Below are 22,705 nucleotides of genomic sequence, written 5' to 3' on the forward strand. Positions count from 1 at the left end.
ACCTCACCGGCGCATCCATCGACGTGGCCGAGAACGTGTGGATCGGCGCGGGCGCGACGATCCTGCCCGGCGTCAGCATCGGCCGCGACGCCGTGATCGCCGCCGGCGCGGTCGTGGCCGACGACGTGCCGGCGGCGAGCCCGGTGACCGGCGCCAAGGCCACCGTGCGCCGCCACTGGTGACCACTGACGCAATGGTGTTTCGGCGATTCCCGGACGGCCCTCCACTGCGACAACGGCGTCGGTGACGACGGTCAGGCCGCCAAGAGCAGTTCCGTCTGACAAGACCCGGGGTAGCGCGCCCGCGTCGCGCGCGGTGCGCCCCGGTCGAACGCAGTCGAACGCGGTTGAACCGGCGTCGAACGGCGCTTTCATCGCCCCCCGCGACGCTCACGGGGCGACGCGCGGCGACGAGGTCGCGCTCCTCTCCCGATAGCGAGGTCACGATGAATTCCCCGATCGGCTCACGGATCAGCGCGCTCACCCGGTCCCGGCGGACGCGGATAGTGGGTGCGGCGGCGGCGGTCGTCGCCGTCGCCGCAGTGGCGGCGGCACTGCCCGCGGGCGGCAGCGACGCCGCCCAGCGCGACGAGCTGGACACGGGCCGTCCGGTGGGCGACCTGCCGCCGATGACGACCTACGGCTACACCGATGGGCAGCCGGTGCAACTCAGCGTCCCGGCCGGCGCGCAGGCGGTCAGTTTCGTCGCGACCGGCGGCGCCGGCGGCACTGCGGCGGCCCAGAACGGGTCGGCGCCCGGCGGCAAGGGCGCCCAGGTCTCCGGCTACGCGCTCGTCGCCCAGGGCCAGACCGTCACGATCTCCGTCGGCCAGCAGGGCGCCTACGGCGGCACGGGCAGCGGCCAGGGCGGTCAGGGCGGCTCGTACGGCGGCGGCAGCTCGGGGACCGCCGCCGGTCCGAACGGCCCCGCCGGCGGGGGTGGCGCCGCCAGCACGGTCGCCGTGAGCGGGACCACGGTCGCGGTCGCGGGCGGCGGCGGCGGCACCGGCGCGTGGGGCTTCGGCTCCGGAACCGACGGCGACGACGTCGCCGGTGGCGGCGGCGGCAACGGCGGGCAGCCGGCCGGCGCCGGCAGCCACGGCGAGTTCTACACCTCCAAGGGCGGCCCGGCCGGCGGCCCCGGAGCCGAGCTGCCCGGCACCGCCGGCGGGACCGGCGACAACGGCAGCCCGTCGAAGTACTCCGGCGGCGCCAACGGGGCCGGCGGCGGCGGCGGGGGCGGCGTGAACGGCGGCGGCGGCGGCTCCGCCGGGTCGGGTGGCACCGGCAGCGGCGGCGGGGGCGGCGGCGCGGGCGGCTCCATGCTCTCGTCCGCCGTGTACGGCCCGATGATCAAGACCGCACCGTCCACCGGCGACGGCTCGATCGTCGTCGAGTGGCTGAGCGGCTTCACCATCCAGTTCTCCCCCGCACTGCCCACCCAGTGGACGGCCGGCACCCCGCTGACCGTCACGGTGACCGGCAAGGACTTCGACGGCAACTCGCTCGGCGACGTCAGCGCGTACATCGGGCTGGCCAGCGGCGACCCGAACGACACGATCACCGGCAACAAGATCGTGATGAACGACCCGGGTCCGGACTCGATCATCGCGTACTGGATCGGCACCCAGGCCATCGCCTCGGGCAGCGTGAATGTCGTGTCGAGCGGAAGCTGACGGACCCCCGTCCCGCCGGCTCTTCCCCACGGGGAGGAGCCGACGGGCCGCGCCGGTCGACACCATCGCCGGGCCTGGCGCAGAGCCGCCTCCCGGATTGCCGGGGCCGGGTCCGGACCACGGAAGGCCGAGCGCAGCAAGCGAGTGGTGGTGGGCTGACCGACATGGGACCGACCGGCAGCTCGCAGCCCTCGATGATCTGCCGCGCCAGGCGGAAAGGATTCCCGAAGTCGAGGCCGTAGTCCTCGGCGACCCCGCGGTGCTCACCGTATCCACCGGCGACCACCGATCAACCGTACGGAGATGACCAAGTCCGCCGACCCCGTCGAAACGGCCTACGACAACCTCAAAGAGGCCGTCCGCCACGCCTCTCGGGAACAACCAACAGCCTGATCGTTCCAGCCCTCCGACTCCACCCGAGCAACTCGCGGCACGGTCGCGCGTCCCGCGCGCAGCGCGGCATGGACGGATATGGCCAGTTCGAACGCTGGCGTACGGTCTGCTGCTCAAGATCCGGCGGTGGGCTGAGAGGAACGTCATGGCGCGGATAGGGCAGTCGGCGTCGGACGAGCTGGCGGACGAGTCACCCGAGACCACGTTCCTCATCCGGACCGGCGCCCCGATCGAGGAGGCGATGACGCGCACCATCGCCGCGCTCGCTGCCGAAGCCAAGGGTCCGCACCTGGACGACGACCCGGCGACTACATGCACTTCCACTACGGGGTGACCCCGACCCAGGAGGGACCGGCCTTCTTCGCCGACAAGTGGCACATGGATCCGGGTGCCGGGAATCGCGAGCCGGCAGTCCAGGAAGTACGCCGGATACGCGCCTTGGACGTCGGGACGCTCGTGGCCTTGGGTCTCCGGAGACCGGATGGGCCCGATGCTCGAGCTCGCCACCCGCCGCTGGACCCCGTACGGCATCAAAGCCCTGTCCAGCTCGCTCTACACCCAGTCGGGGGCGACGTACCGGCAGGCCGAGCTGTCCGTGGGCCGGGCGCACGTGTCGTTCAGCGCCGGCGCGACGACCCCAGACGCCTTCGACTGGCGGGCGTCGCTCGCCGCGGTCACCGAACCGCTGGCCCGCGCGCCCTGGGCCGTACGCGGGTTCGTCAAGCGAGGCGGAGACACGGCGGCCCACACCTGCGACGCCACACTGACCGAGCTCGGCGGGCTCGCCGGGCTCGCCGAGCGCGACCGGGAGGAGCACGGCCTGCCCGCCGCCCTGGGCGCGGTCGTGCTGCCCACCGACGAGGCCGGTCGGGTACCGCCCGGCTGGACCATCACCGCGTACGGCACGCTGATCCTCGCCGTCCACCCCGATCCCGCCACCCGGTTCACCGACCCGGACCCCGACCCCACCCTCATTGAGGCCACCCGCACCGCCTCGGCAACCTCATCGCGCCCGAGTTAACCGTCGCGCCGAACGCGACCAGCGGCAGAGTCGCGTGTCCCGCGCGCAGGGCGGCAGATCCGGTAGGGCCGCTGCACGGCAGGTCCGGTGGGGCCGTCGCCTACCCGGTCGCGGGTGCTGTGTCCTCGAGGCGGGCGTGCCGGTACGGGCTCAGGGCCAGGCTGGCCGACACCAGACCGAAGCCCACGGCGGCTGCGTACAGCACGGGGCGGTAACCCACCGCGTCGGCGAGCACGCCGCCCAGGGGTGCTCCGATGACGATCATCGCCCGGTTGATCGACCGCCTCGTGGCGTTTGACCGCCCCTGCAGGTGATCGGGGGTGATCGACTGTCCGTAGCCCATCTCGTTGGCGTTGGCCGTGCCCATCGTCACCCCGAGCAGGAACTCTCCGACGCCGAAGACGACCCAACCGCCCCCGCCGGGCCCGCCCGAGGCGATGACCGCCCACGCCATCCCGTTGCCGACGATGCTCGCGATGACGATGCGCCCGGCACCGAACCGCGCGCCCAGAGCCGTGGCGCTCAGCGCGCCGAGCAGTCCGCCGGCACCCCCTGCGGCGAGGGCCAGACCGAACCCGAACGGGCTCAGGTCGAGCGTCCGGAGCGCGAACAGCGGCAGCGTCGCACCGGCGACCGCGTTGACCAGGAACCAGCCGTGCGCGCTCAGCGCGTACGGGCCGAGCGTCCGGTGGCGGTACAGCCACCGAAGCCCTTCGACCGCTTCACCGCGGACACCGCGCAGCGAGAATCGCCGCGACGGCGGCTCGGTGACCGGCACCCGCAACAGCAGCAGGCCGGAGGCGAGATAGCTGGCCGCGTCGACCAGGACCGCCCACGGCGCGGTCAGCAGCGAGACCAGTCCACCGGCGAGCGCCGGGCCCGAGGTCTGCGCGACGGCGTCGCTCTGGTCGAGCCTGGCGTTGGCCTGGGTGAGGAGCGGCGGCGGCACGAGCCGAGGGAGGAACGACTGCGAGGCGGCGTCGTTGGCCAGCGACGCCAACCCGAAGATGGCCATGAACGTCACCAGGACGACGAGCGACAGGTGCTGCGTCACCGCCAGCGTCGGAATGGCGACGAGCAGGACGCCGCGCACCAGGTCCGTGGTCACCAGGATCGGCCGCCGCCGGGCCCGATCGACGAACACCCCTGCGACCACGCCGAAGAGCAGGTACGGCAGCCACCGCGCCGCATTGACCAGACCCACCTCGGCCGCTCCGCCGCCCAACGTGAGCACGACGAGCACCTGGATGGCCAGCGTCGTGACGTAGGTGCCGAACGACGAGACGGTGGCCGCAGCCCAGAAGGGTCCGAACCCGGGGCAGCCCCGCAGACCCCCCGCGGTTCCCGCCACACCGGCCATCACCCACACCTACCAGAGGCAAGATCGCGAGAAGCACAGGGCCCTCGACCAGAACTGCGGCCCAGCCGAATTCTCGAGCCTCCGTCCGCCGGGACTGTTGCATTGAGCCATCGCATCCGATCTTGACCGTAGGATTTTCGGTCCAGCCGGCGTGTTGGATCTCCTGTCAAGATCACCGGCGACGGCTCGATTCAACAGTGCCGCTGGACGCCGGGTTCGCCGGCTGGGTCCGGGAGGCGTACGAGGTGGGCGCGCGCGGCCAGCTAGGGCAGGACTGAGGTCAGCCGGGAGCGCGCGGCCGTGGTCAGGTCGCACTCGATCGCGCTCGCCGTCGCCAGCAGCGGTCCGAGCAGCTCCGCCCGCGCCTCCTCCACCTCGCCGCGGCTGGTGTGCACGGACACGTTGAGCGCGGCCACGACCGCCCCGGCCCGGTCCCGGATCGGGACGGCGATCGAGCGCAGCCCGAGCTCGAGCTCCTGGTCCACGATCGCCCACCCGTCCCGCGCCGCGCGCCCGACCAGGGCCCGCAGCGCGGCGACGTCGGTGACGGTCCGGGCCGTCAGCGGCCGCAGCGTGACCCGCGCGTAGTAGTCCTCCAGCCACCGCTCCGGCTGGCCGGCCAGCAACACCCGACCCATCGACGTGCAGTACGCCGGAAAGCGGGCGCCGACGTCGATGTCCACGGTCATGATCCGCCGGGTCGACACCCGGGCGACGTAGGTGATCTCGGTGTCGTCCAGCACCGAGAGCGAGGACGACTCGTGCACCGCCGCGACCAGCCGCTCGAGGTGCGGGTGGGCGGTCTCGGCCAGCCCGGCGCTGGACAGGTAGGCGTAGCCGAGCTCCAGCACCCGCGGGCGCAGGGTGAACACCCGCCCGTCGGTGGCGGTGTAGCCGAGCTCGGCCAGCGTGAGCAGCAGCCGCCGGGCGGTCGCCCGGGTCAGGCCGGTCCGCCGGGCCGCGTCGCTCACGGTCAGAGCCCGGTTCCGGTCGTCGAACGCGCGGATCACCGCCAGCCCGCGCGCCAGCGACTGGACGAAGTCCGGGTTGGCTCCCTCACGGTCCACCACGTCGCCGCCCTCGCCTTCGAGCAGGGCCGGCGGGGGCGCACCCCGCCGGCCGGCAGCCGCTACGACTTCAGGACCGTCCAGGACCCGTTCGTGTAGTGCTCCACCTCGATGCCGTGCACCGGCGGGTTCTGCTGGTCGGTCCCGTCCACGGTGGTCCCGGGCAGCAGGATCCCGACCTGGGTGTTCTTCAGCGCGTTGATCGCGTCCATCAACCCCTGCCGGCTGGTCCCCTTCATCGTCTTCAGCGCCTCGACCAGGCCCGTGGCGGCGCTGTAGCCCCACTGGGCGTTGGTGATCGCCGGGTTGGCGTCCGGGGCGTACTGCTTCATCTGCGTCTTCATCTGCGACACGGCCGGGTCGCTCGCCCACTGCGGGTCGTCGGGGGCCTTGACGAAGGAGGCGGTGTAGAGATTCGGGTAGCTCGCCAGCTTCCCGGGCGCGACGACCTGGCTGATCGAGGAGCTCATGCTGGCCATGAAGATGGTCGGCTTCCAGCCCAGCGTGAACGCGTGGTTGATGCCGCTGATCATCAGCGGCGGCAGCGCGACGGCCATGAACAGCGCGTCCGCCTTCGTCGCCGCCAGCTGGGAGATCTGGCTGTTCACGTCGGAGTCGGTCGGCGTGTAGGTGGTCACCTTCGTCACCGTGACCTGGGAGCCCTTGATTCCCTCCTGCATGCCCTGCAGGAACACCTCGCCCAGGGTGTCGGCCTGGCGCAGCACGGCCACGGTCAGCGGCTTCTGCTGCGAGGCCAGGTACTTGCCGTACGCGACCCCTTCCGACTCGTACGTCGGCTGCCACCCGATCGTCCACTTGCTCTGGTCCCGGGCGTTGCTGAACAGCGCGTCCCCGGCGTGCACGAAGACCTGCGGCACGCCGTCGGCGTTGGCCTTCTTCTGGATGGCGATGTTCGGGGCCGTGCCGAAGGTCTGGAAGAGGGCGAAGACCTTGTCGGAGTCGACGAGCTTGGAGTAGTTCTGGACGGCCTTGGCCGGGTTGTAGCCGTCGTCGTAGAAGACGAACTTGATCTTGCGGGTCTTGCCGTCGGCCATCTTCACCCCGCCGGCCGCGTTGACCGAGTCGAAGTACGAGCTGGCCGCGCCCTGGGCGGCGATCCCGTTCGCGCCCAGCGGCCCGGACAGCGGATAGCTGGAGCCGATCACGATCTCGCTGTCGGTGATGCCCACCGCCGCGGCCGAGTCGCCCCCACCGCCGTCGGAGTCGGATCGGCCGCAGGCGCTCAGCAGCAGCGCGACGGCTGCCGTCGCGCCGAGCACGCGGACGGCCTTACCTCGTGGTCGCATGACTTCTCCTTGGGGTCTGGCGCCCGATGCGGCGGCGCGAAGACGATGCGGCGGTCGGGTCCGCCCGGTCGGACGGCGGGGGTCGCCAGCGCGCGGCGACGCGGCGTACCAGCGCGGACAGGCCGCCGGAGACGCCGGTGCGGAAGAAGAGCAGGACGAGCAGCAGCACGACCCCGGAGACCAGGTACGAGCGCCCCGGGCTGATCTTGTCGGTCAGGTTGGGGACCAGGACGTAGAAGGCGGCGCCGATGACCGCGCCGACCGGGCTGCGCAGCCCGCCGATGACGGCCGCGACCAGCAGCGACACCGACAGGTCCAGGCGCAGGGCGTCGGGCGAGATGAACTGGACCGGGATGAGGTAGAGCCAGCCGGCCAGCGCGCCGCACAGGGCCGCGACGGTGAACGCCAGCACCTTGTACCGGCGGACCGGGATGCCGGTCGAGGTCGCCACCGTCTCGTCCGTACGGAGCAGGTCCAGCGCCCGGCCGACCCGCCCGCGCAGCAGGTTCTGCACCAGCAGGAAGGTGGTCGCGGCGGCGGCGAGCACGACGTAGTAGTGCCACTGGTCGTCGGCCAGCCCGGTCCAGCCCGGCGCGTCCCCGGCCGTGACGACCTGGCCCTGGGAGCCGCCGGTCAGGTCGCTGAGCCGGGTGGCCAGCGGGACGGCGACCACCGGCAGGGTCAGGGTGATGATGCCGAAGGCGAAGCCGCGGACCCGGACCGCGGGCACCGCGATCACCGCCCCGACCGCGCCGGCCAGCGCGAGCGTGACGGCCAGGCTCGCCACGATCGGCCAGTCGTGCCCGTACGCGTAGGCCGCGGTGTAGGCGCCCAGCCCGAAGAACGCGCTCTGCCCCAGCGACGCCTGCCCGGCGTGCCCGGCCAGCACGTCCAGCCCGCGGATGGCGATGGCGTACGTCGCGATGAGGGTGAGCTGCAGGTTGACGTACGGCCGGGCCGACAGCGGCAGGACCAGCAGCACGACCAGCGCGGCGACGCCCAGGGCCCAGGCCAGCGGGCGCCTCATACCCGGCTCACCTCGCGCCGCCCGAACAGGCCCTGCGGCCGCAGCAGCAGTACCACCGCCATCAGCGCCAGCGGCACCACGATCTGCAGGTCCGTACCGATGACGTCGACGTACGTGCCGGCCAGGTTCTGGACGATGCCGATGATCCAGGCCGCGACCACCGCCCCCAGCGGGCTGTCGAGGCCGCCGAGCACGGCCGCAGCCAGGGCGTAGACCAGGACCGCGTCCATCATGTTCGGCTGCAGCGAGATCGCCGGCGCGACCAGGCAGCCGGCGATCGAGCCGATCAGCGCGGCCAGCCCCCAGCCCGCCATCAGCAGCCGGCTGACCGGCAGGCCGCTCTGGGCGCTGGACTCCGGGTTGTCCGCCACCGCGCGCAGGGCCAGGCCGAGCCGGGTGAACCGGAACAGGACGGTGAGCACGGCGATCACCGCGATCAGCACGGCCACGGCGCCGACGTCGGCGACGGTGAACCGCAGCGCGCCCGCGGCCAGGTCGCGCCGCGGGAACAGCGCCGGCGAGGACTTCAGGTCGGCGCCCCAGATCCAGCTGACGACGCCGTTGACGCAGGTCAGCACGGCCACCGTGGCCACGATCGTGATCAGCTGGTCGCCGCCCTCGAAGCGGCGGATCAGCCCGCGCTCCAGGGCGGCGCCGAGCAGGGCCGAGGCGACGGTGGCGAGCACGATCGCGAGCAGCACCGGCACGCCCGCCCGGGCCGCGGAGAAGGCCAGGTACGCCGACAGCGTCGCCAGTTGCCCCTGGGCGAAGTTGACCAGCCCGGTGGCGCGGTAGGCCAGCACGAGGGCCAGCGCCAGCGCGCCGTAGATCGAGCCGGACGTGATGCCGTCGACGACCTGCTGGAGGACCCGCACGTCAGGTGCCCAGGTAGGCGCGACGGACGTCGGCGTGCCCGGCGATCTCGGCGGCCGGTCCGGACAGCACCACGGCGCCGTTCTCCAGGACCACGGCGTGGTCGGCCAGGCCCAGCGCGAGGGTGGCGTTCTGTTCGACGATCAGCACCGAGATCCCCCAGCTGTCGCGCAGCTCCGGGAGCACCGCGAACAGCTGGGCGGTGACCGCCGGGGCCAGACCCAGCGACGGCTCGTCCAGCAGCATCAGCCGGGGCCGGGTCAGCACCGCGCGGGCGACCGCGAGCATCTGCTGCTCGCCGCCGGACAGGGTACCGGCCTGGCCTCCGGCGCGGCGCTCCAGCGCCGGGAACAGGTCCAGGCAGCGGCGCAGGTCGGTCCGGACGGCCGTGCGGTCGCGCCGGCGCAGCGCGCCGACCATCAGGTTGTCCCGTACGGACAGGCGGGTGAAGGTGCCCCGGCCCTGCGGCACGTGGGCGACGCCGAGCCGGGCGATCGCGTCGGCGGACCGGGTGCCGATGTCCCGGCCCGCGAACCGGACGGTGCCGCGGCGGGCGATCATGCCGGTGATCGCGCGCAGGGTCGTCGTCTTGCCCGACCCGTTGGCGCCCAGCAGCGCGGTGGTGCCGCCGTCGGCGACGGTCAGGTCCAGGCCGTGCAGGACCTCGCCCTCGCCGTACCCGGCGACCAGCCCCTCGACCTCCAGGATCGCGGTCACGCGGCCGCTCCCCCGCCGAGGTAGGCCTCGACCACGACCGGATGCCGCTGCACCTCGGCCGCACTGCCCTCGGCCACCTTCTCGCCCTGGACCAGCGCCACGACGGTGTCGGTGACCGCGGCGACCATGCCCATGTGGTGCTCCACCAGCACGATGCTGACGTCCCGGTCAGCGCGGATCCGCCGGATCTGCTCGGCCAGGTCCAGCACCTCGGAGTGGGTGAGCCCGGAGGCCAGCTCGTCCAGCAGCAGCAGCGCCGGCCGGGACATCAGAGCGCGGGCCAGCTCCACCCGCTTCTGCTGGCCGTACGACAGCCGCCCGGCCGGGAGGGCGGCCAGCCCGTCGATGCCCAGGTAGCCCAGCAGTTCGCGGGCCCGGTCGGCCAGGTCGCGTTCGGCCCGGCGGACGCCGAGGCGCAGCGCGTACCGGACCGGGCCGGCGGCGACCGTGCTGTGCCCGCCGACGAGGACGTTGTCGAGCACCGTACGGTCGCGCTGCAGCACCGGGTGCTGGAACGTACGGGCGATGCCGAGGGCGGCCAGCGAGTGCGGCGCCCGCCGGGTGATGGGCCGGCCGCGGAGCTCGATCCGGCCCGCGGTCGGCAGGTAGAAGCCGCAGATGCAGTTGAACAGCGACGTCTTGCCGGCCCCGTTCGGCCCGACCAGCCCGCAGATCGTGCCGTCCGCGACCGCGAAGGACACGTCGCGCAGGGCGTGCACGCCGCCGAAGACCAGGCTGACGTCGTGCAGTGCGAGCAGCGGCGTGGTCGCGATCATCGCCACCTCCGTGTGCACCATCCGAACGGTCGTGCGCAGTCCGCCTGGCGCGGACTATGGGAGGCCCGTTGCTAACCGGTCAACGGCTGGTGACGGTTTCGTGACCGCCACTCCCGCTCAACGGGAGTACAGCTGATCGGTCGAGTGCTCGGCCAACTCCCGGCTCACCGCCCGGGCGGCCATCCGGACGGCCGGGATCCAGGTGCCCCGGTGGGGGAGGTTCGCCGGCACCACCACCGAGACCGCGGCGACCACGGCCCCGTGCCGGTCCCGTACCGGCGCCGCCACCGAGTAGGCGTCCGCGGTGATCTGGCCGTCGCTGATCGCGACCCCGGAGCGGCGCACCTCCCCGAGCAGCCGCCGGATCTCGTACGGCGAGACCAGCGTTTTCGGCGTGAACGTGGCCACCGGCCGGGCCAGCACTTCGTCGATCTCGCGCTCGGGCAGGAAGGCGAGCAGCACGAGGCCTACCCCGGTGGCGGCGAGCGGCAGCCGGCCACCGACCCGGGTCCGTACGGCGACGGTGTTGCGGGCGGGGAGGAAGTCGACGTAGACCGCGTCGGCGCCGTCCCGCACCGCGAGCTGGACGTGGTGCCGGCCGGCCTCGAACAGGTCCTCCAGGTGCGGTCGGGCCAGCTCACGCAGGCTCTGGTGGCTCGGCCGGCAGCGGGCGAGCTCGGCCAGCCGGTCACCGACCTGGTAGCCGCCGGGCACCCGGGTCAGCGCCCCCCACGCGACCAGGTCCAGCACGTGCCGGTACGCGGTGCTCTGCGGCAGGCCGGCGCGCTCGGTCAGCTCGGCGAGGCTCAAAGTGACGTGGTCGGCGTCGAAGCAGGCGAGCACCTGCAGAGCGCGCCTGAGCACTGACTCGCCTGTCACGGCTGGAGTCCCGCCTTCCCCGCGCTTCCGCGCGCACCGAGGCGTCCGACCACCCCCCGCCCCGCCGGCGCCGAATCCGACGGGACGGGACAATGGCACTTCCGGTCATCGTAAGTCGACGGGAGCGCCGCGAAATGACCGACGAGGATCTCCGGCCTCTACACCAGCGTGGCCGACGCCCTGCGCTTCCTGGGACTGCACCTGCGGTCCGGGGCCCCGCTGCTCGCGCCCGAGCTGATCGCCGAGCAGTACCGGTTGCCGTACGCCGAGCCGGGTCAGCGGCGCGGCTACGGGCTCGGCGTATACCTCGACGTAGCCGCCCGGAGTGCCCGTCCTGCACCACGGCGGATCCGGCTTCGGCTTCCAGACCCAGCTGTGCTGGATCCCCGAGCTGTCCGTCGGGGTGGTGGTGCTCACCAACTCCTTCGACCACTCGCTGCCGACTGCGCTCACGCGCCAGTTCGTCGACCACGTCGCGGGGCGCGGGCGGACTGGCCCGGGCCGGACCGCCGGCCGCCGGCGCGCCGATCGCCGCCGATCGGCCCGCGCTCGCCCGATTCGTCGGCGAGTACTCGGCCGCCTGGACGACCGGGTCGAGCTGCGGCTCGGCGGAGACCGCCTGCTGTTCGCACGCGGCTCCCGGGCCGGCCCGCCGAGCCGGCCGACGTCCTGCGCGGATTCCTCGACGGCCTCGGTGTACCGACCGCGACCGTCCCGGCCGGCACGTACGCCCGGGCCGCGCTCTACCGCAACACCCTGCACGGCCGCCGCGTCCTGATCGTGCTCGACAACGCCCGCGACGCCGAGCAGGTCCGGCCGCTGCTGCCCGGTTCGCCGACGGCGGTCGTCGTGGTGACCAGCCGCAACCAGCTCACCGCTCTGGTCGCCACCGACGGCGCCCGCCCGGTCCCGCTGGACCTGCTGTCCACTGTGGAGGCCCGGGAGCCTGCTCGCCCGCCGGCTCGGTCTCGCCCGGGTGGCGGCCGAGCCCGCGGCCGTCGACGACATCCTCGAGCGGTGCGCCCGGGTGCCGCTCGCGCTGACGATCGCCGCCGCCCGGACCGCCACCAGGCCCGGCTTCAGCCTCGCCGCGGTGGCGACCGACCTGGCCCTGGCCGAGGACCGGCTGGACGCCCTCGACGCCGGTGAGGACGCCGCCCGGGTCCGCGCGGTCTTCTCCTGGTTGTACGCGGCCCTCAGCAGGCCGGCGCCCCGGCTGTTCCGGCTGGTCGGCGTGCATCCAGGCCCGGACGTCGCGGTCGCCGCCGCGGCTCGGCTGGCCTGCCGCTGCCCGCGGTCCGGTCGGCGCTGGCCGAGTTGAGCCGCAGCAACCTGCTGACCGAGCACGTCCCCGGCCGGTACTCCTGCCACGACGTGCTGCGCGCGTACGCGGCCGACACCGCCCGCTCCGTCGACCCGGAGCCCGAACGGCGGGCCGCGCTCGCCCGGGTCCTCGACCACTACGTACGGACCGCGCACGCCGCCGCCGAGCTGCTCTATCCCGGGCGGGTCCCGCCGACGGTCCTGGTTCCCGGGCCGGCGGAACCGGTGGAGCTGGTCGACGAGCGGGCCGCGGTCGGCTGGCTGACCGCCGAGCACGCCGTGCTGCTCGCCTGCTTCGAGCCGGCCACCGACGCGCAGACCTGGCTGCTGGCCTGGGATCTCGGCCAGTTCCTCCGCCGCCGCGGGGAGTGGCAGCACTCGCTGACAACCTGGCACGCCGCCGCGGACGCGGCCGACCGCGCGGGGACCCGGCGGCCCGGGCGTACGCCGACCGTGCGCTGGCGGCCAGCTACACCCGGCTGAACCGGGACTGTTGCATTAAGTGCATTGAGCGATCCCGCGCGATCTTGACCGGTCAGCCGGTCAGCCGGTCTGCGAGACGGAGTCCGAAGCCGTTCGTCGGACCTTTGGAGGCTCCGAAGACCAGCATCGGATGGCGCTGCAGGCGATCCGCGGGAAGATCTCCGGTGAAGATCACCAACGATCGCTCAATGCAACAGTCCCCGATACGGCCATCGAGTGATCGCTTGCCTCCTGCCGGCCGTGGCGGCCGGCGTTGTGGCCTTTGCGAATGCACTCTTCTCGGCATGTGAGTAAATCAGTGGCGGGCCGTTGCTCGTACCCTCCGCGGGTGGTCGGCGGCGGCAGACGCCCGTCGCAGCTTGGCACCTGACGGCAGGTCACTCCCCCGCCGCCTTGCGCGAAGGCACCGGCGACAAGGCGACGACACAGCCGGAGGGGCACCGGACCAACGACGGCGGACGGCACCACGATTGATTCCACGAACGGGTGGTTGGACGGTGACCCGCGGCCGTGACCTGGGTGGGGCGGGTGGGGCTCGAACCCACGACCGACGGATTATGAGTCCGCTGCTCTGACCGGCTGAGCTACCGCCCCGGGTGTGCTGGATCCCAGCGTAGTGGGTAGATCGGGCGGGGTCGGACGGGTGGAGGTGTGTCAGCGGTGACGAGCAGGTTCGCACAGTGGACGCTCGACGTGCGGGACGTCGGGCGGATGGCGGAGTTCTGGTCGGCGGTGCTCGGGTACGAGATCGACACCGATCCGGACGGCACCACACACCTGCGCCCGCCGGGTGGGGGCGAGCCGACCGTCTGGTTGCAGCCGAGCGGCGGGCCGAAGCGGGGCAAGAACCCCGCGCACCCGGACCTGCGGACCGACGACGTGGCGGCGGAGGTCGAGCGGGTGCTCGCGCTCGGGGCGACGCGGGCCGACGTGGGCCAGCGGGACGACGACCCGTTCGTGGTGCTCGCCGACCCCGAGGGAAATGAGTTCTGCATCCTGCGCTGAGCGAACAACCCTGGTGTCCACCCGGGACGGTCGAGCAGGCTGACGGGCATGGATTTCCTGCTCGTGCACGGCAGCACCCAGTCCCCGCGCGGGTACGACCGGCTGGCGGCGGCGCTCGCCGGCCGCGGTCACCGTACGGTCGCGCTCGACCTGGCGGGCGACCGTCCGGAGTGGACGGCCGCGGAGTACGCCGGGGAGGCCCGGCAGAGCGGGCTGACCGAGCCGGTGCTGGTCGTGCACTCCGCCGCCGGAGCGCTGGCGCCGGCGATCGCCGCCGCCACCGGAGCGCGGCACATCGCCTGGCTGGCCGCGGTCGTCCCCGATCCGGGACGCAGCGTGCTGGACGAGGCCGGCGCCGACCCGGGCATGTTCGGCACCGAGTGGCGGACCTGGACCGCCGGCCTGGAGGAGGAACCGGCCGAGACGGCGTACTTCCTCTTCCATGACTGCGATCTGGAGACGCTGCGCTGGGCACTGTCCACAACGCGACTCTGGAATCCGCGGACGGTGTTCGCGGCGACCGCGCCGACCACCGGTCTGCCGCCGAGCACGTACGTGCTGCCGGTCGAGGACCGGACGCTGACGCCGGAGTGGATGCGGCGGGTGGCCACGGAACGGCTCGACACGGACGCGATCGAGGTCCCCGGCGGGCACTGCCCGCACGTGTCCCGGCCGGAGGAGGTCGCGGCGCTGCTGGACCGCTGAGGCAGACTGCTGCCGTGGTGAGCATCGAGGACGTACGGACGGCGGCGGGTCGGCTGACGGGGGTCGCGCACCGCACGCCGGTGCTGACCTCCCGGACCCTGGACGAACGGACCGGCGCGACCGTGCTGGCCAAGGCCGAGTGCTTCCAGCGGGTGGGCACGTTCAAGTTCCGCGGCGCGTACAACGCGATCGCGGCGCTGGATCCGGAGACCCGGGCCCGCGGCGTGCTGACGTACTCCTCGGGCAACCACGCGCAGGCCATCGCGCTGGCGGCGAAGCTGCACGGGATCCCGGCGACGATCGTGATGCCGCACGACGCGCCCACGAGCAAGGCCGCGGCGACGGCCGGGTACGGCGCCGAACTGGTCCGGTACGACCGCTACACCCAGCACCGCGAGGACCTCGGCTCCGACCTGGCTGCCGAGCGCGGCCGCACGCTGATCCCGCCGTACGACCATGCCGACGTGATCGCGGGCCAGGGCACGGTGGCGCTGGAGCTGATCGAGGACGACGGGCCGCTCGATGTGCTGGTCGTCTGTGTGGGCGGCGGCGGGCTGATCGCCGGCTGCGCCACCGCAACCGCAGCGCTGGGGAACACCCGCGTCATCGGGGTCGAGCCCGAGGCCGGCGACGACGTCCGGCAGTCGCTGCGGGCCGGCCACCGGGTCACGATCCCGGTGCCGCGCACGATCGCCGACGGGCAGCAGACGACCTCCCCCGGCGAGCTGACCTTCCCGATCATCCAGCGGCTGGTCGAGGACGTCGTGACCGTCACCGACGAGGAGATCGTCGCGACGATGGTGCTGGTCTTCGAGCGGATGAAGGTGGTGCTGGAGCCGAGCGGGGCGACCGCGCTCGCGGCCGTCCTCAGTGGACACATTCCTGATATCGCGGGCAAGCGGGTGGGCGTCACGCTGTCCGGCGGGAACGTCGGCGCGGACCGGTTCGCGGAGCTGGTGTCGGGCGGATCAGCCGGCGGCTGACGCCCGGCCAGGACGCCGCCGGCGAGTCAGTCAGCGCTCGCGGCCGGCGCCCGGCGCGACCGGGTCGTCCACAGCACGCCGAGGTTGAGGACCGCGAACAGCCCGCAGATCACGGTGAGGAACCAGACGCCGCGGACCGCCGCGAACACGGCGAGGGCGATCGCCGCCACGGTCAGCACGACGAACGCGAGCCGCAGCCCGGTCGGTACGGGTCCCGAGATGGCACTCACGGGCGAGATGATCCCATCCCGGCCCCGGATGCGCGTCAGGCGGGTCGTTCGTGGACGGTCTCCAGGCCGTCCTCGTCGTCCCACTGCTCCCCCACCGGCTCGAAGCCGAATCCGGCCGCGAGCGCCCGGGACGCGGTGTTGTCCGGACTGATCGAGGCCCGGACCACGGTCACGGCCGGCTCCCGGGCGGCCCGCTCCAGCAGGGCGGCGAGCACGGCCCGGCCGTAGCCGCGGCGCCGGTACGCGGGGTCGATCGCGTACCCGACCTCGACCATCCCGCGCTCGTCCGGCGGGCCGTGGAACCCGGCCCGGCCCACCGAGACCTCGCGCTCGGGATCCCAGACGACGCCGGTCACCCAGGCGGCATCGCCCGGGTTCCCGGTCACCTGCCGGTCGCGCCGCTGCCAGAGCGACCGGTGCTCGGGCCCCATCAGGTGCTCGGTGAGCGGAACCGGGCTGGTCACCGGCGGTTCCCCGGTCGCCAGCGCGCGCAGGGCGGCGGCGTCCAGCTGCACTATCCGTACGGTCGGCACGATCCGACCGTTGCACACCGGGCCGGGCCGGGTAAGGCGACATCGATGAGCGCAGCGACTGTCGGGGCCGGATCGGTGCTGTCCGGGCGGTATCGCCTGATCGAGCTGCTCGCCCACGGCGGCATGGGCTCGGTCTGGCGGGCCGTCGACCTGCTGCTCGACCGGCCGGTCGCGATCAAGGAGGTCCGGCTGCCGGCCGGGCTGGACGACGAGGCCCGCGAGACGCTGCGCCGCCGCACGGTCCGCGAGGCCCAGGCGGCGGCCCGGCTGCGGAACACCGCGATCGTCACGATCTACGACGTGGTCGAGCAGGACGACCGGCCCTGGATCGTGATGGAGCTCGTCCCGGCCCCGAACCTGGACGAGATCGTCCGGACGCGCGGGCCGCTGCCGCCGGCCCGGGTCGCCGCGATCGCGCTGCGGGTGCTGGACGCGATGGTCGCCGCGCAGGCGGCGGGCGTGCAGCACCGCGACATCAAGCCGGCGAACATCCTCGTCACCGACGAGGGCCGGGTCGTGCTCACCGACTTCGGCATCGCCCGGCACGTGGACGACGCGACGCTCACCCAGACCGGCATGCTCATCGGCTCCCCGAACTACCTCGCCCCCGAACGGGCCCGCGGTCGCACGCCGACCGGGCTGGAGCCGGACCTGTGGTCGCTGGGCGCGACGATGTACGACGCGGTCGAGGGGCGGCCGCCGTTCGCGCGCAACGGGCCGCTGCCGACGCTGGCCGCGATCGTCATGGACGAGCCGGAACCGGCCGTGCACGCGGGGCCGCTGCAGCCGGTGATCGACGGGCTGCTGGTGAAGGACCCGCTGCATCGGCTGGACGCCGATCGGACCCGGGCGTTGCTGGAGCGGATCGTGCGGGGGCTGCCGGCGCCGCGGGCGTCGGTCGGGGAGGCGGTGCCGACGCCGGCTTCGGTCGGGGAGGCGGCGGCGTCGGTCGGGGAGGCGGTGCCGACGCGGGCCGAGCCGGTCGCGTCCCGGGATGCCGGTCTGGAGCCGGACGTACGGCCGGAGGCGCGTTCGGACGCGCCTCCGGAGGTGCCTCCGCAACCGGAGCGGCGCTCGCCGGGCCGGCGGCGGGTGCTGATCGCCGGGCTGGTCGTGTTCGTGCTGGCCGTGGCCGCCGGAGTGCTGCTGCCGCGGGCTCTCTCCGGGCGGTCCGCCCAGGTCGCTGCGCCTGCGAGCTCGAGGCCGGCGTCACCGAGCCCGGAGCCGGCGTCGGCGTCGGCGACGGCGACGGCGACGTCCGCTCCCGCCACGACCGCGGCGCCGTCGACCGCCCCGGCGACGACCGCCCCGGGGAGCACCGCCCCGGGGAGCACCGGCGCCGCCGTCGCCGCTCCCGCCGGGTTCACCCGCTACACGGACCCGCGCGACCGCTTCTCCGTCGTCGTCCCCGCCGGCTGGCGCCCGGTCCGCCGCGACACCCGGGTCGACTTCGACGACCCCGCCTCCGGCCGCTTCCTGCGCGTCGACACCTCGGACACGCCGCTGGCGGATCCGTACCAGAACTGGATCGACTACGAGCGGACGTTCCGGCAGGGCAAGGGCGACTACCGGCTGCTCGGGATCCGGCGGGTGCCGGACTACCGGCCGGGCGCGGGCTGGAGCACGGCCGACTGGGAGTTCACCCTCGGCGGCACGCACGTGCTGGACCGCAACATCCGGGTCAGCGACGCCCGCGCGCACGCGCTCTACTGGTCGACGCCGTCGAGCGAGTGGGGTACGGCCGAGAGCAGCCGGATCTTCGCGCTCGCGGCGGCGAGCTTCGTCCCCGCGCCGGCCGGCTGAGCGGTCAGATCGCGGCGATCGCCTCGACCTCGACGAGCTGCCCGGGATAGCCGAGCACGGTCACGCCGAGCAGAGTGGACGGTGCGTCGTGGTCGCCGAACCAGCGCCGGACGACCTCCCAGGCCGCGCCGAGGTCGGCCCGCTCGGTGCTGGCGACGTACACGGTGGTCTTGGTGACGTCGGTCAGCTCGGCCCCGGCCGCGCGGAGGGCGGCGACGAGGTTGGCCATGACCTGCTCGGCCTGGGCCGGCACGTCGCCCGGCCCGACCACCTGTCCGGACCCGTCGAGCGGGCAGGCACCGGCGGCGAAGACGAGCCCGCGCGCGATCGCCGCGTACGCGTAGGGCACCGTGCCGGCCAGCTCGTCACTGCGGATCAGGTCCACCACTCCCCCAGCATGGCGGGTTTGACGGGGGCACGGAACGTCCAATCACCGTCCACTAAGGACGGCGGCGGCAGGTGTAGGCGCCGTACAGCCGTCCGTCGTAGGCCACGTCGAGGATGTCGAAGCCGGCCCGGTCCAGCAGCGGCTCCAGCAACCACCGGTACGTGCTGTGCTCGGTGCGGATGTGGACCGCGTAGTCCTCGGCGGTGTAGCCCTCGGCCGGATCGGTCGCGGCACCGTCGAACCAGTCCTGGAAGACGCCGGCCGCCTCGGACGGGTCGATGTCGTAGACCAGGTCGTGCAGCCGCAGGATCCCGCCCGGGCGGAGGGTTCCGGCGATTCGCGACAGCGCGACGCCCTTCCAGAAGTCGGGCAGCTGGTGCAGCGCGTTGCGGGTGTGGACCGCGTCCGCGGGCGCGCCGGTGTGCTCGTAGCTGAGGAAGCCGGACTGCACGAGCTCGACGTTCGGCGGGGCGATCGGCCGCAGGTGGGCCAGCATCGCCGGGGACACGTCGACCGCGACGACCCGGTCCGCGAACTGTGCGGCCGCCGTGGCGAACCGGCCGGTGCCGGTGGCGAGGTCGACCACGGTCGGGCCGAGCGCGCCGAGCTCGCGCAGCGCGTCCAGGTCCGGTTGCGGGGACGGGTGGCCCTGCTTCCGGTCGTACCCGGCGACGAAGTCCGGGTCGAGGTGCTCGGGTCCCGCGTGCGCCGTCTCGTCCAGCCGCCAGTCGGTCACGCCCGGACGGTATCGCCGCCGGTCGCGGACGGCTCCCGGGTTTCGGCCACCACCCAGTCCAGGTAGGCCGGATTCCCGGCGTTGACGGGCAGGGCGAGCACGCAGGGCACGTCGTACGGGTGGTCGGCGTCGGCGCGGGCGACGATCTCCGGCACCAGCGAGAGCCGGGTGTGCAGCATGACCCGCGCCTCCGGGTCGTCCTGGACGGCGCCGTCCCAGCGGTAGATCGACCGGATCGCCGGGACGATGTGCCCGCACGCGGCCAGGCGGTCGGCGACGAGCCGCCCGGTGAAGCCGGCCAGCCAGTCGGCGTCCGCGGCCGTGATCACGACTTCGCAGCACGGTTCGCTCACGGAACCACCTCCTGCAGTTCTTCCAGCAGGGCAAGGTAACGCCGGACGGCCGGGGTCGAGCTGTCCCGCAGGAGGCCGCCGAGCTCCCGCCCGCCGGCCCGCACCTCCGGCCGGGACTGCCGCGGGCCGGTCAGCGCCTGCGCCCCGTACCGGGCCGCCGTGTCGGTGTCGCCGCGGCGGGCGGCGAGGATGCCGAGCGTGAGCCGGGCCTGGGCGTTGCGCATCGGGGAACGCTCCCGGCCGTCTGCCTCGGTGCCCGCCCGCAGCACCTCGTGCGCGCACGCTTCCGCGAGCTCGTCCGCGCCGACGATCCGGTAGCAGTCCATCGCGAAGAAGCCGATCTTGCCCGGGTCGACGACGAAATGGTTACCCGGATCGGTGATATCCAGCGGCACCGCCCGGGCCTGTTCCAGGGCCAGCCCGACCTGCCGCCGGTCACCCAGCCTCGCCCAGGCCCGGGCCTTCTGCGCGGCCAGCTGCGCCGCCACGCTGTAGTTCCCGGCGACCGCGAGACCACCGTCGGCGGCCGCGATCGCGGCGCGGGGATCGTCCCGGGTGAGCGCGAACCAGGCCGCCATCTCGTACGCCCAGCCGACGATCTCGCCGGCGCCGGCCTCGGTACCCCACGCCAGCGCCTTGCGCCGGCTCGCCTCCGCCGCCTCCGCCAGCCCGAGGTCGTACTCGACGCACCCCACCAGCAACGCCAGCCACCCGGCCGTCGCCACCAGCTCGGGACCCGGCCGATCCCCGATCCGCCCCTGCCACTCCCGCCCCTCGACCAGCAACTCCCCCGCGGCCCGATACGCATAGTCCCGGCACAACCGACCAACAGCCGCCCGGATGCGCTCACCGTCCACTGACGACCGCCATCAGCTCAGTTTCCAGCCCGGCCGTCACCGCGACCACCCCGCTGGATACGAGCGAGTGGTCGGCGCCGTCCAGGTCGAGGACGCGGACACCGGCCTCCCGGGCGACCAGCACACCGGCCGCGGTGTCCCAGGGCTTGTTGCCGAGCATGACGCAGGCGTCGAGGCGACCCTCGGCCGTCCAGGCCAGGTCGATCGTGGACGCGCCGATCATCCGGACCCGCTGGACGCGCTCCGCTAGCGCCGCGACCAGCTCGTGCCGACGGCCGTTGACCCGCTCGGCGTCCGGCCCGAACGTGTACTGGTCGATCGAGACGAGTGCCTCCCGCAGCGAGCCGGTCGTGCTGCCACGCAGCCGCCGGGCCCCCGCGTACGCGCCGCCGTCGGCGACCGCGGTGTAGCGCAGACCCAGCAGCGGCAGGTCGATCACGGCGGCCTGGCTCGCGCCGCCGTCGATCAGCACGAGCGCAATCGCGCAGAGCGGGTAGCTGTGCAGGAAGTTCACCGTGCCGTCGATCGGGTCGAGCACCCAGCACGGTCCGGCCGCCGGGACGCCGCCACCCTCCTCCTCGCCGAGGAAGCCGATGTCCGGCGTCCGTTCCCGCAGGTACGCCCGCACCGACCGTTCGATCGCGAGGTCCACATCGGACGCCGGATCGCGATCCCCCTTCAACCGCAGCCGTTCCGGCGGTCGCGTCCGCAGGAGTTCGGCCGCATCCCCGACCGCCCGCTCGGCCACACCGAGCAAACTCGCCCGATCCCCGGCAGAAATCACGACGCGAGCCGCGACAGATCGAGGTCGTCCTCGGTCAGCGGCTTGACCACCAGTCCCTTGCTGGTCCACGGTTCCCGCGGATCCGCCGCCAGCCGGGCCAGCCAGGCGATCTGACCGTCGAAGTAGTCCCAGTACGGCGTGCCCTCGTCGAAGACGAACGTCGGCCCCTCGGTGCCACGCCTTCCATGTCCGTACAGCGCGACGCGGCAGGACCCGTCGACCTTCTCCATCGCGAACGAGCACGGGAAGTTGTACGTGTAGATCCGCAGGCCGGCCCCCGGAACGACCGGCTCCACCCGGCGCGAGGCGTCGAACAGCGGGCGCAGGATCTCGCGGGTGTAGCGACCCGGATCCTCCATCGCTGCCTCGATCGGCTCCAGCCGGTACCGATCCCGCCGCGACGCGCAGCGCGGATCCATGACGTAGAACGTCACCGGCAGCTCGCCGGCCTTCGTCTGGAACAGCGGCAGGATCTCGTCCCGCGCGTAGAAGTTCCGGGTCAGGCCGAAGACCGTGATCTCGCGCTCGGCGTTCCGGACGCGACTGACGAGGTCGTCGAGGACCTCCGGACCAGTACGGGGCCAGAGGTCCGAGATGCCCGCGCGGGCCAGGTGTCCGATGTCGACGGAGCTGTGGTCGGTGCCGAACCCGAGCCGGTCGGGCCGGGTCCGGTAGAGGCGGCAGAGGTACTCGATCCGCTCGTCGCTGGGCCGACGCTGTTCGTGTTCCCAGCGGCAGAGCTCGGCGTCGCTGATCCGCGGCGGCGCCAGCCCGTCCGACTCGTACAGGGCGTCGAGCCGCGCGCAGACCTCGGCCCGGCTCCAGCCGTGGGCGTACCGCCAGCCCTCGAGCGCGAACATCCCGGGCACCTCGGTCCGGATCAGCTCGACCGTCGCGGCCGGTGTGAGCCCGTCGCGCAGGCTGCGGAGGCGGACGTCCTGGGCCTGGCGCGCCAGTTGTTGCCGCCGCGCACGGCTGAGCGTCGCCACGTTGACACCCTAGGGAGGCCACGATTGACGAGCAACGCCACTCACTCTGGCGAGTACGCCCATTGCCGCGTCAATGCGACAACACCGATGGTAGTCGGAGTACGGGACCCGGAATCGTGAGGAGTGGGCGATGAGCGTACGACCGGTGAGCGAGGCGGCGTTGCGCAACGAGGTCGGACGGCGCGCTTACGTGCGGCGGGTCTGGCTGGGCCTCAGCCAGCAGGAACTCGCCGACAAGGCGCACGTGTCGCGCAACTTCGTGTCGGCGATCGAGCGCGGCGCGCAGGGCCTGGACGTCTGGCGGCTCTGGCGGCTCGCGGAGGCGCTCGGCGGGACGGTGGACTGGCTGGTTGGCGGGCCTGACGAGGTCTTGACCTCGTCGGCGCCCGGTGTGGGGTGAGGACAGCGGCGGATGCGCCCCGGGGAGGGGCGCATCCG

General features: G+C 73.5%; 27 protein-coding genes and 1 tRNA gene. 11 read left to right on the forward strand and 17 right to left on the reverse strand.

Annotated features, from left to right (window positions below; translation table 11 throughout):
* The 4 genes from VGP36_17695 to VGP36_17710 all read left to right on the forward strand — a co-directional run.
* Positions 1–182, forward strand: a 182-nt coding sequence (locus VGP36_17695; protein ID HEV7656550.1) for a DapH/DapD/GlmU-related protein, incomplete at its 5' end; no start/stop codon positions are given.
* Between the two features lie 263 nt (positions 183–445).
* A complete protein-coding gene (locus tag VGP36_17700; GenBank protein HEV7656551.1) occupies positions 446–1,675 on the forward strand; it encodes a hypothetical protein in 1,230 nt (409 codons plus the stop codon).
* A 538-nt stretch (positions 1,676–2,213) separates the two neighbouring features.
* On the forward strand, positions 2,214–2,402 hold the full coding sequence (locus VGP36_17705) for a hypothetical protein (protein HEV7656552.1): 189 nt from the start codon (positions 2,214–2,216) through the stop codon (positions 2,400–2,402).
* Between the two features lie 147 nt (positions 2,403–2,549).
* Positions 2,550–3,089, forward strand: coding sequence for a hypothetical protein (locus VGP36_17710; GenBank protein HEV7656553.1), 540 nt, complete (start codon positions 2,550–2,552; stop codon positions 3,087–3,089).
* A gap of 100 nt (positions 3,090–3,189) precedes the next feature.
* On the opposite strand, the gene VGP36_17715 is transcribed toward VGP36_17710, so the two are convergent.
* From VGP36_17715 to VGP36_17750, 8 genes are all read right to left on the reverse strand, one after another.
* Positions 3,190–4,449: an MFS transporter gene (locus VGP36_17715; GenBank protein ID HEV7656554.1), complete on the reverse strand. Its 1,260-nt coding sequence runs from the start codon at positions 4,447–4,449 to the stop codon at positions 3,190–3,192.
* Positions 4,450–4,712: 263 nt separating this feature from the next.
* The gene (locus VGP36_17720; GenBank protein HEV7656555.1) at positions 4,713–5,516 is read right to left on the reverse strand and encodes an IclR family transcriptional regulator C-terminal domain-containing protein; all 804 of its coding nucleotides are present in this window, start codon (positions 5,514–5,516) and stop codon (positions 4,713–4,715) included.
* A gap of 62 nt (positions 5,517–5,578) precedes the next feature.
* A complete protein-coding gene (locus tag VGP36_17725) occupies positions 5,579–6,823 on the reverse strand; it encodes an ABC transporter substrate-binding protein (protein ID HEV7656556.1) in 1,245 nt (414 codons plus the stop codon).
* Entirely contained in the window at positions 6,807–7,850 is a 1,044-nt protein-coding gene (locus VGP36_17730) for a branched-chain amino acid ABC transporter permease (GenBank protein ID HEV7656557.1), read from the reverse strand. Before VGP36_17730 ends, VGP36_17725 begins: the two co-directional genes overlap by 17 nt.
* Positions 7,847–8,725, reverse strand: coding sequence for a branched-chain amino acid ABC transporter permease (locus tag VGP36_17735; protein HEV7656558.1), 879 nt, complete (start codon positions 8,723–8,725; stop codon positions 7,847–7,849). Before VGP36_17735 ends, VGP36_17730 begins: the two co-directional genes overlap by 4 nt.
* 1 nt (position 8,726) lies before the next feature.
* Positions 8,727–9,440, reverse strand: coding sequence for an ABC transporter ATP-binding protein (locus VGP36_17740; GenBank protein HEV7656559.1), 714 nt, complete (start codon positions 9,438–9,440; stop codon positions 8,727–8,729).
* The gene (locus VGP36_17745) at positions 9,437–10,237 is read right to left on the reverse strand and encodes an ABC transporter ATP-binding protein (protein HEV7656560.1); all 801 of its coding nucleotides are present in this window, start codon (positions 10,235–10,237) and stop codon (positions 9,437–9,439) included. The genes VGP36_17740 and VGP36_17745 overlap by 4 nt, the downstream gene beginning before the upstream one ends.
* Before the next feature lie 96 nt (positions 10,238–10,333).
* Positions 10,334–11,080: an IclR family transcriptional regulator gene (locus tag VGP36_17750; GenBank protein ID HEV7656561.1), complete on the reverse strand. Its 747-nt coding sequence runs from the start codon at positions 11,078–11,080 to the stop codon at positions 10,334–10,336.
* Positions 11,081–12,071: 991 nt separating this feature from the next.
* Here VGP36_17750 and VGP36_17755 point away from each other — a divergent pair.
* Together VGP36_17755 and VGP36_17760 are read left to right on the forward strand one after the other, a co-directional pair.
* A complete protein-coding gene (locus VGP36_17755) occupies positions 12,072–12,416 on the forward strand; it encodes a hypothetical protein (protein HEV7656562.1) in 345 nt (114 codons plus the stop codon).
* Complete coding sequence (locus tag VGP36_17760) at positions 12,413–12,901, forward strand: hypothetical protein (protein HEV7656563.1); 489 nt, start codon at positions 12,413–12,415, stop codon at positions 12,899–12,901. Before VGP36_17755 ends, VGP36_17760 begins: the two co-directional genes overlap by 4 nt.
* A 520-nt stretch (positions 12,902–13,421) precedes the next feature.
* Here the strand turns inward: VGP36_17760 and VGP36_17765 are convergent.
* Positions 13,422–13,495: transfer RNA gene (locus tag VGP36_17765), tRNA-Ile, on the reverse strand.
* Between the two features lie 66 nt (positions 13,496–13,561).
* Between VGP36_17765 and VGP36_17770 the strand changes: the two genes are divergently transcribed.
* Genes VGP36_17770 through VGP36_17780 form a run of 3 tightly spaced genes read left to right on the forward strand, consistent with a single transcriptional unit; the run spans position 13,562 to position 15,594 of the window.
* Entirely contained in the window at positions 13,562–13,906 is a 345-nt protein-coding gene (locus VGP36_17770) for a VOC family protein (GenBank protein HEV7656564.1), read from the forward strand.
* A gap of 48 nt (positions 13,907–13,954) precedes the next feature.
* A complete protein-coding gene (locus VGP36_17775; GenBank protein HEV7656565.1) occupies positions 13,955–14,611 on the forward strand; it encodes an alpha/beta fold hydrolase in 657 nt (218 codons plus the stop codon).
* Between the two features lie 14 nt (positions 14,612–14,625).
* On the forward strand, positions 14,626–15,594 hold the full coding sequence (locus tag VGP36_17780; GenBank protein HEV7656566.1) for a threo-3-hydroxy-L-aspartate ammonia-lyase: 969 nt from the start codon (positions 14,626–14,628) through the stop codon (positions 15,592–15,594).
* A gap of 26 nt (positions 15,595–15,620) precedes the next feature.
* On the opposite strand, the gene VGP36_17785 is transcribed toward VGP36_17780, so the two are convergent.
* Both VGP36_17785 and VGP36_17790 read right to left on the reverse strand, forming a co-directional pair.
* Positions 15,621–15,824, reverse strand: a complete 204-nt coding sequence (locus tag VGP36_17785) for a hypothetical protein (protein ID HEV7656567.1) — start codon at positions 15,822–15,824, stop codon at positions 15,621–15,623.
* 35 nt (positions 15,825–15,859) lie between these two features.
* Entirely contained in the window at positions 15,860–16,357 is a 498-nt protein-coding gene (locus VGP36_17790) for a GNAT family N-acetyltransferase (GenBank protein HEV7656568.1), read from the reverse strand.
* A gap of 45 nt (positions 16,358–16,402) precedes the next feature.
* On the opposite strand from VGP36_17790, the gene VGP36_17795 reads away from it, so the two are divergent.
* A complete protein-coding gene (locus tag VGP36_17795) occupies positions 16,403–18,160 on the forward strand; it encodes a protein kinase (protein ID HEV7656569.1) in 1,758 nt (585 codons plus the stop codon).
* A gap of 4 nt (positions 18,161–18,164) precedes the next feature.
* Here the strand turns inward: VGP36_17795 and VGP36_17800 are convergent, their stop codons facing one another.
* The 6 genes from VGP36_17800 to VGP36_17825 form a co-directional block, all read right to left on the reverse strand.
* Positions 18,165–18,545: a RidA family protein gene (locus tag VGP36_17800; protein ID HEV7656570.1), complete on the reverse strand. Its 381-nt coding sequence runs from the start codon at positions 18,543–18,545 to the stop codon at positions 18,165–18,167.
* A 55-nt stretch (positions 18,546–18,600) separates the two neighbouring features.
* Positions 18,601–19,284: a class I SAM-dependent methyltransferase gene (locus tag VGP36_17805; protein ID HEV7656571.1), complete on the reverse strand. Its 684-nt coding sequence runs from the start codon at positions 19,282–19,284 to the stop codon at positions 18,601–18,603.
* Positions 19,281–19,637: a divalent-cation tolerance protein CutA gene (gene cutA, locus VGP36_17810; protein HEV7656572.1), complete on the reverse strand. Its 357-nt coding sequence runs from the start codon at positions 19,635–19,637 to the stop codon at positions 19,281–19,283. Before cutA ends, VGP36_17805 begins: the two co-directional genes overlap by 4 nt.
* Entirely contained in the window at positions 19,634–20,422 is a 789-nt protein-coding gene (locus VGP36_17815) for a hypothetical protein (protein ID HEV7656573.1), read from the reverse strand. The genes cutA and VGP36_17815 overlap by 4 nt, the downstream gene beginning before the upstream one ends.
* Positions 20,423–20,483: 61 nt before the next feature.
* The gene (locus tag VGP36_17820) at positions 20,484–21,242 is read right to left on the reverse strand and encodes an inositol monophosphatase family protein (protein HEV7656574.1); all 759 of its coding nucleotides are present in this window, start codon (positions 21,240–21,242) and stop codon (positions 20,484–20,486) included.
* A 32-nt stretch (positions 21,243–21,274) separates the two neighbouring features.
* Positions 21,275–22,267 (reverse strand): helix-turn-helix transcriptional regulator, encoded by a 993-nt coding sequence (locus VGP36_17825; protein ID HEV7656575.1) that lies wholly within the window; start codon positions 22,265–22,267, stop codon positions 21,275–21,277.
* Between the two features lie 145 nt (positions 22,268–22,412).
* Here VGP36_17825 and VGP36_17830 point away from each other — a divergent pair, with 145 nt between their 5' ends.
* Positions 22,413–22,667 carry a helix-turn-helix transcriptional regulator gene (locus VGP36_17830; protein ID HEV7656576.1) on the forward strand — a complete coding sequence of 85 codons (255 nt, stop codon included), beginning with the start codon at positions 22,413–22,415 and terminating at the stop codon, positions 22,665–22,667.
* Positions 22,668–22,705: the final 38 nt, after the last annotated feature.

The organism is Mycobacteriales bacterium (assembly GCA_035995165.1).
GTDB lineage: Bacteria > Actinomycetota > Actinomycetes > Mycobacteriales > CADCTP01 > CADCTP01.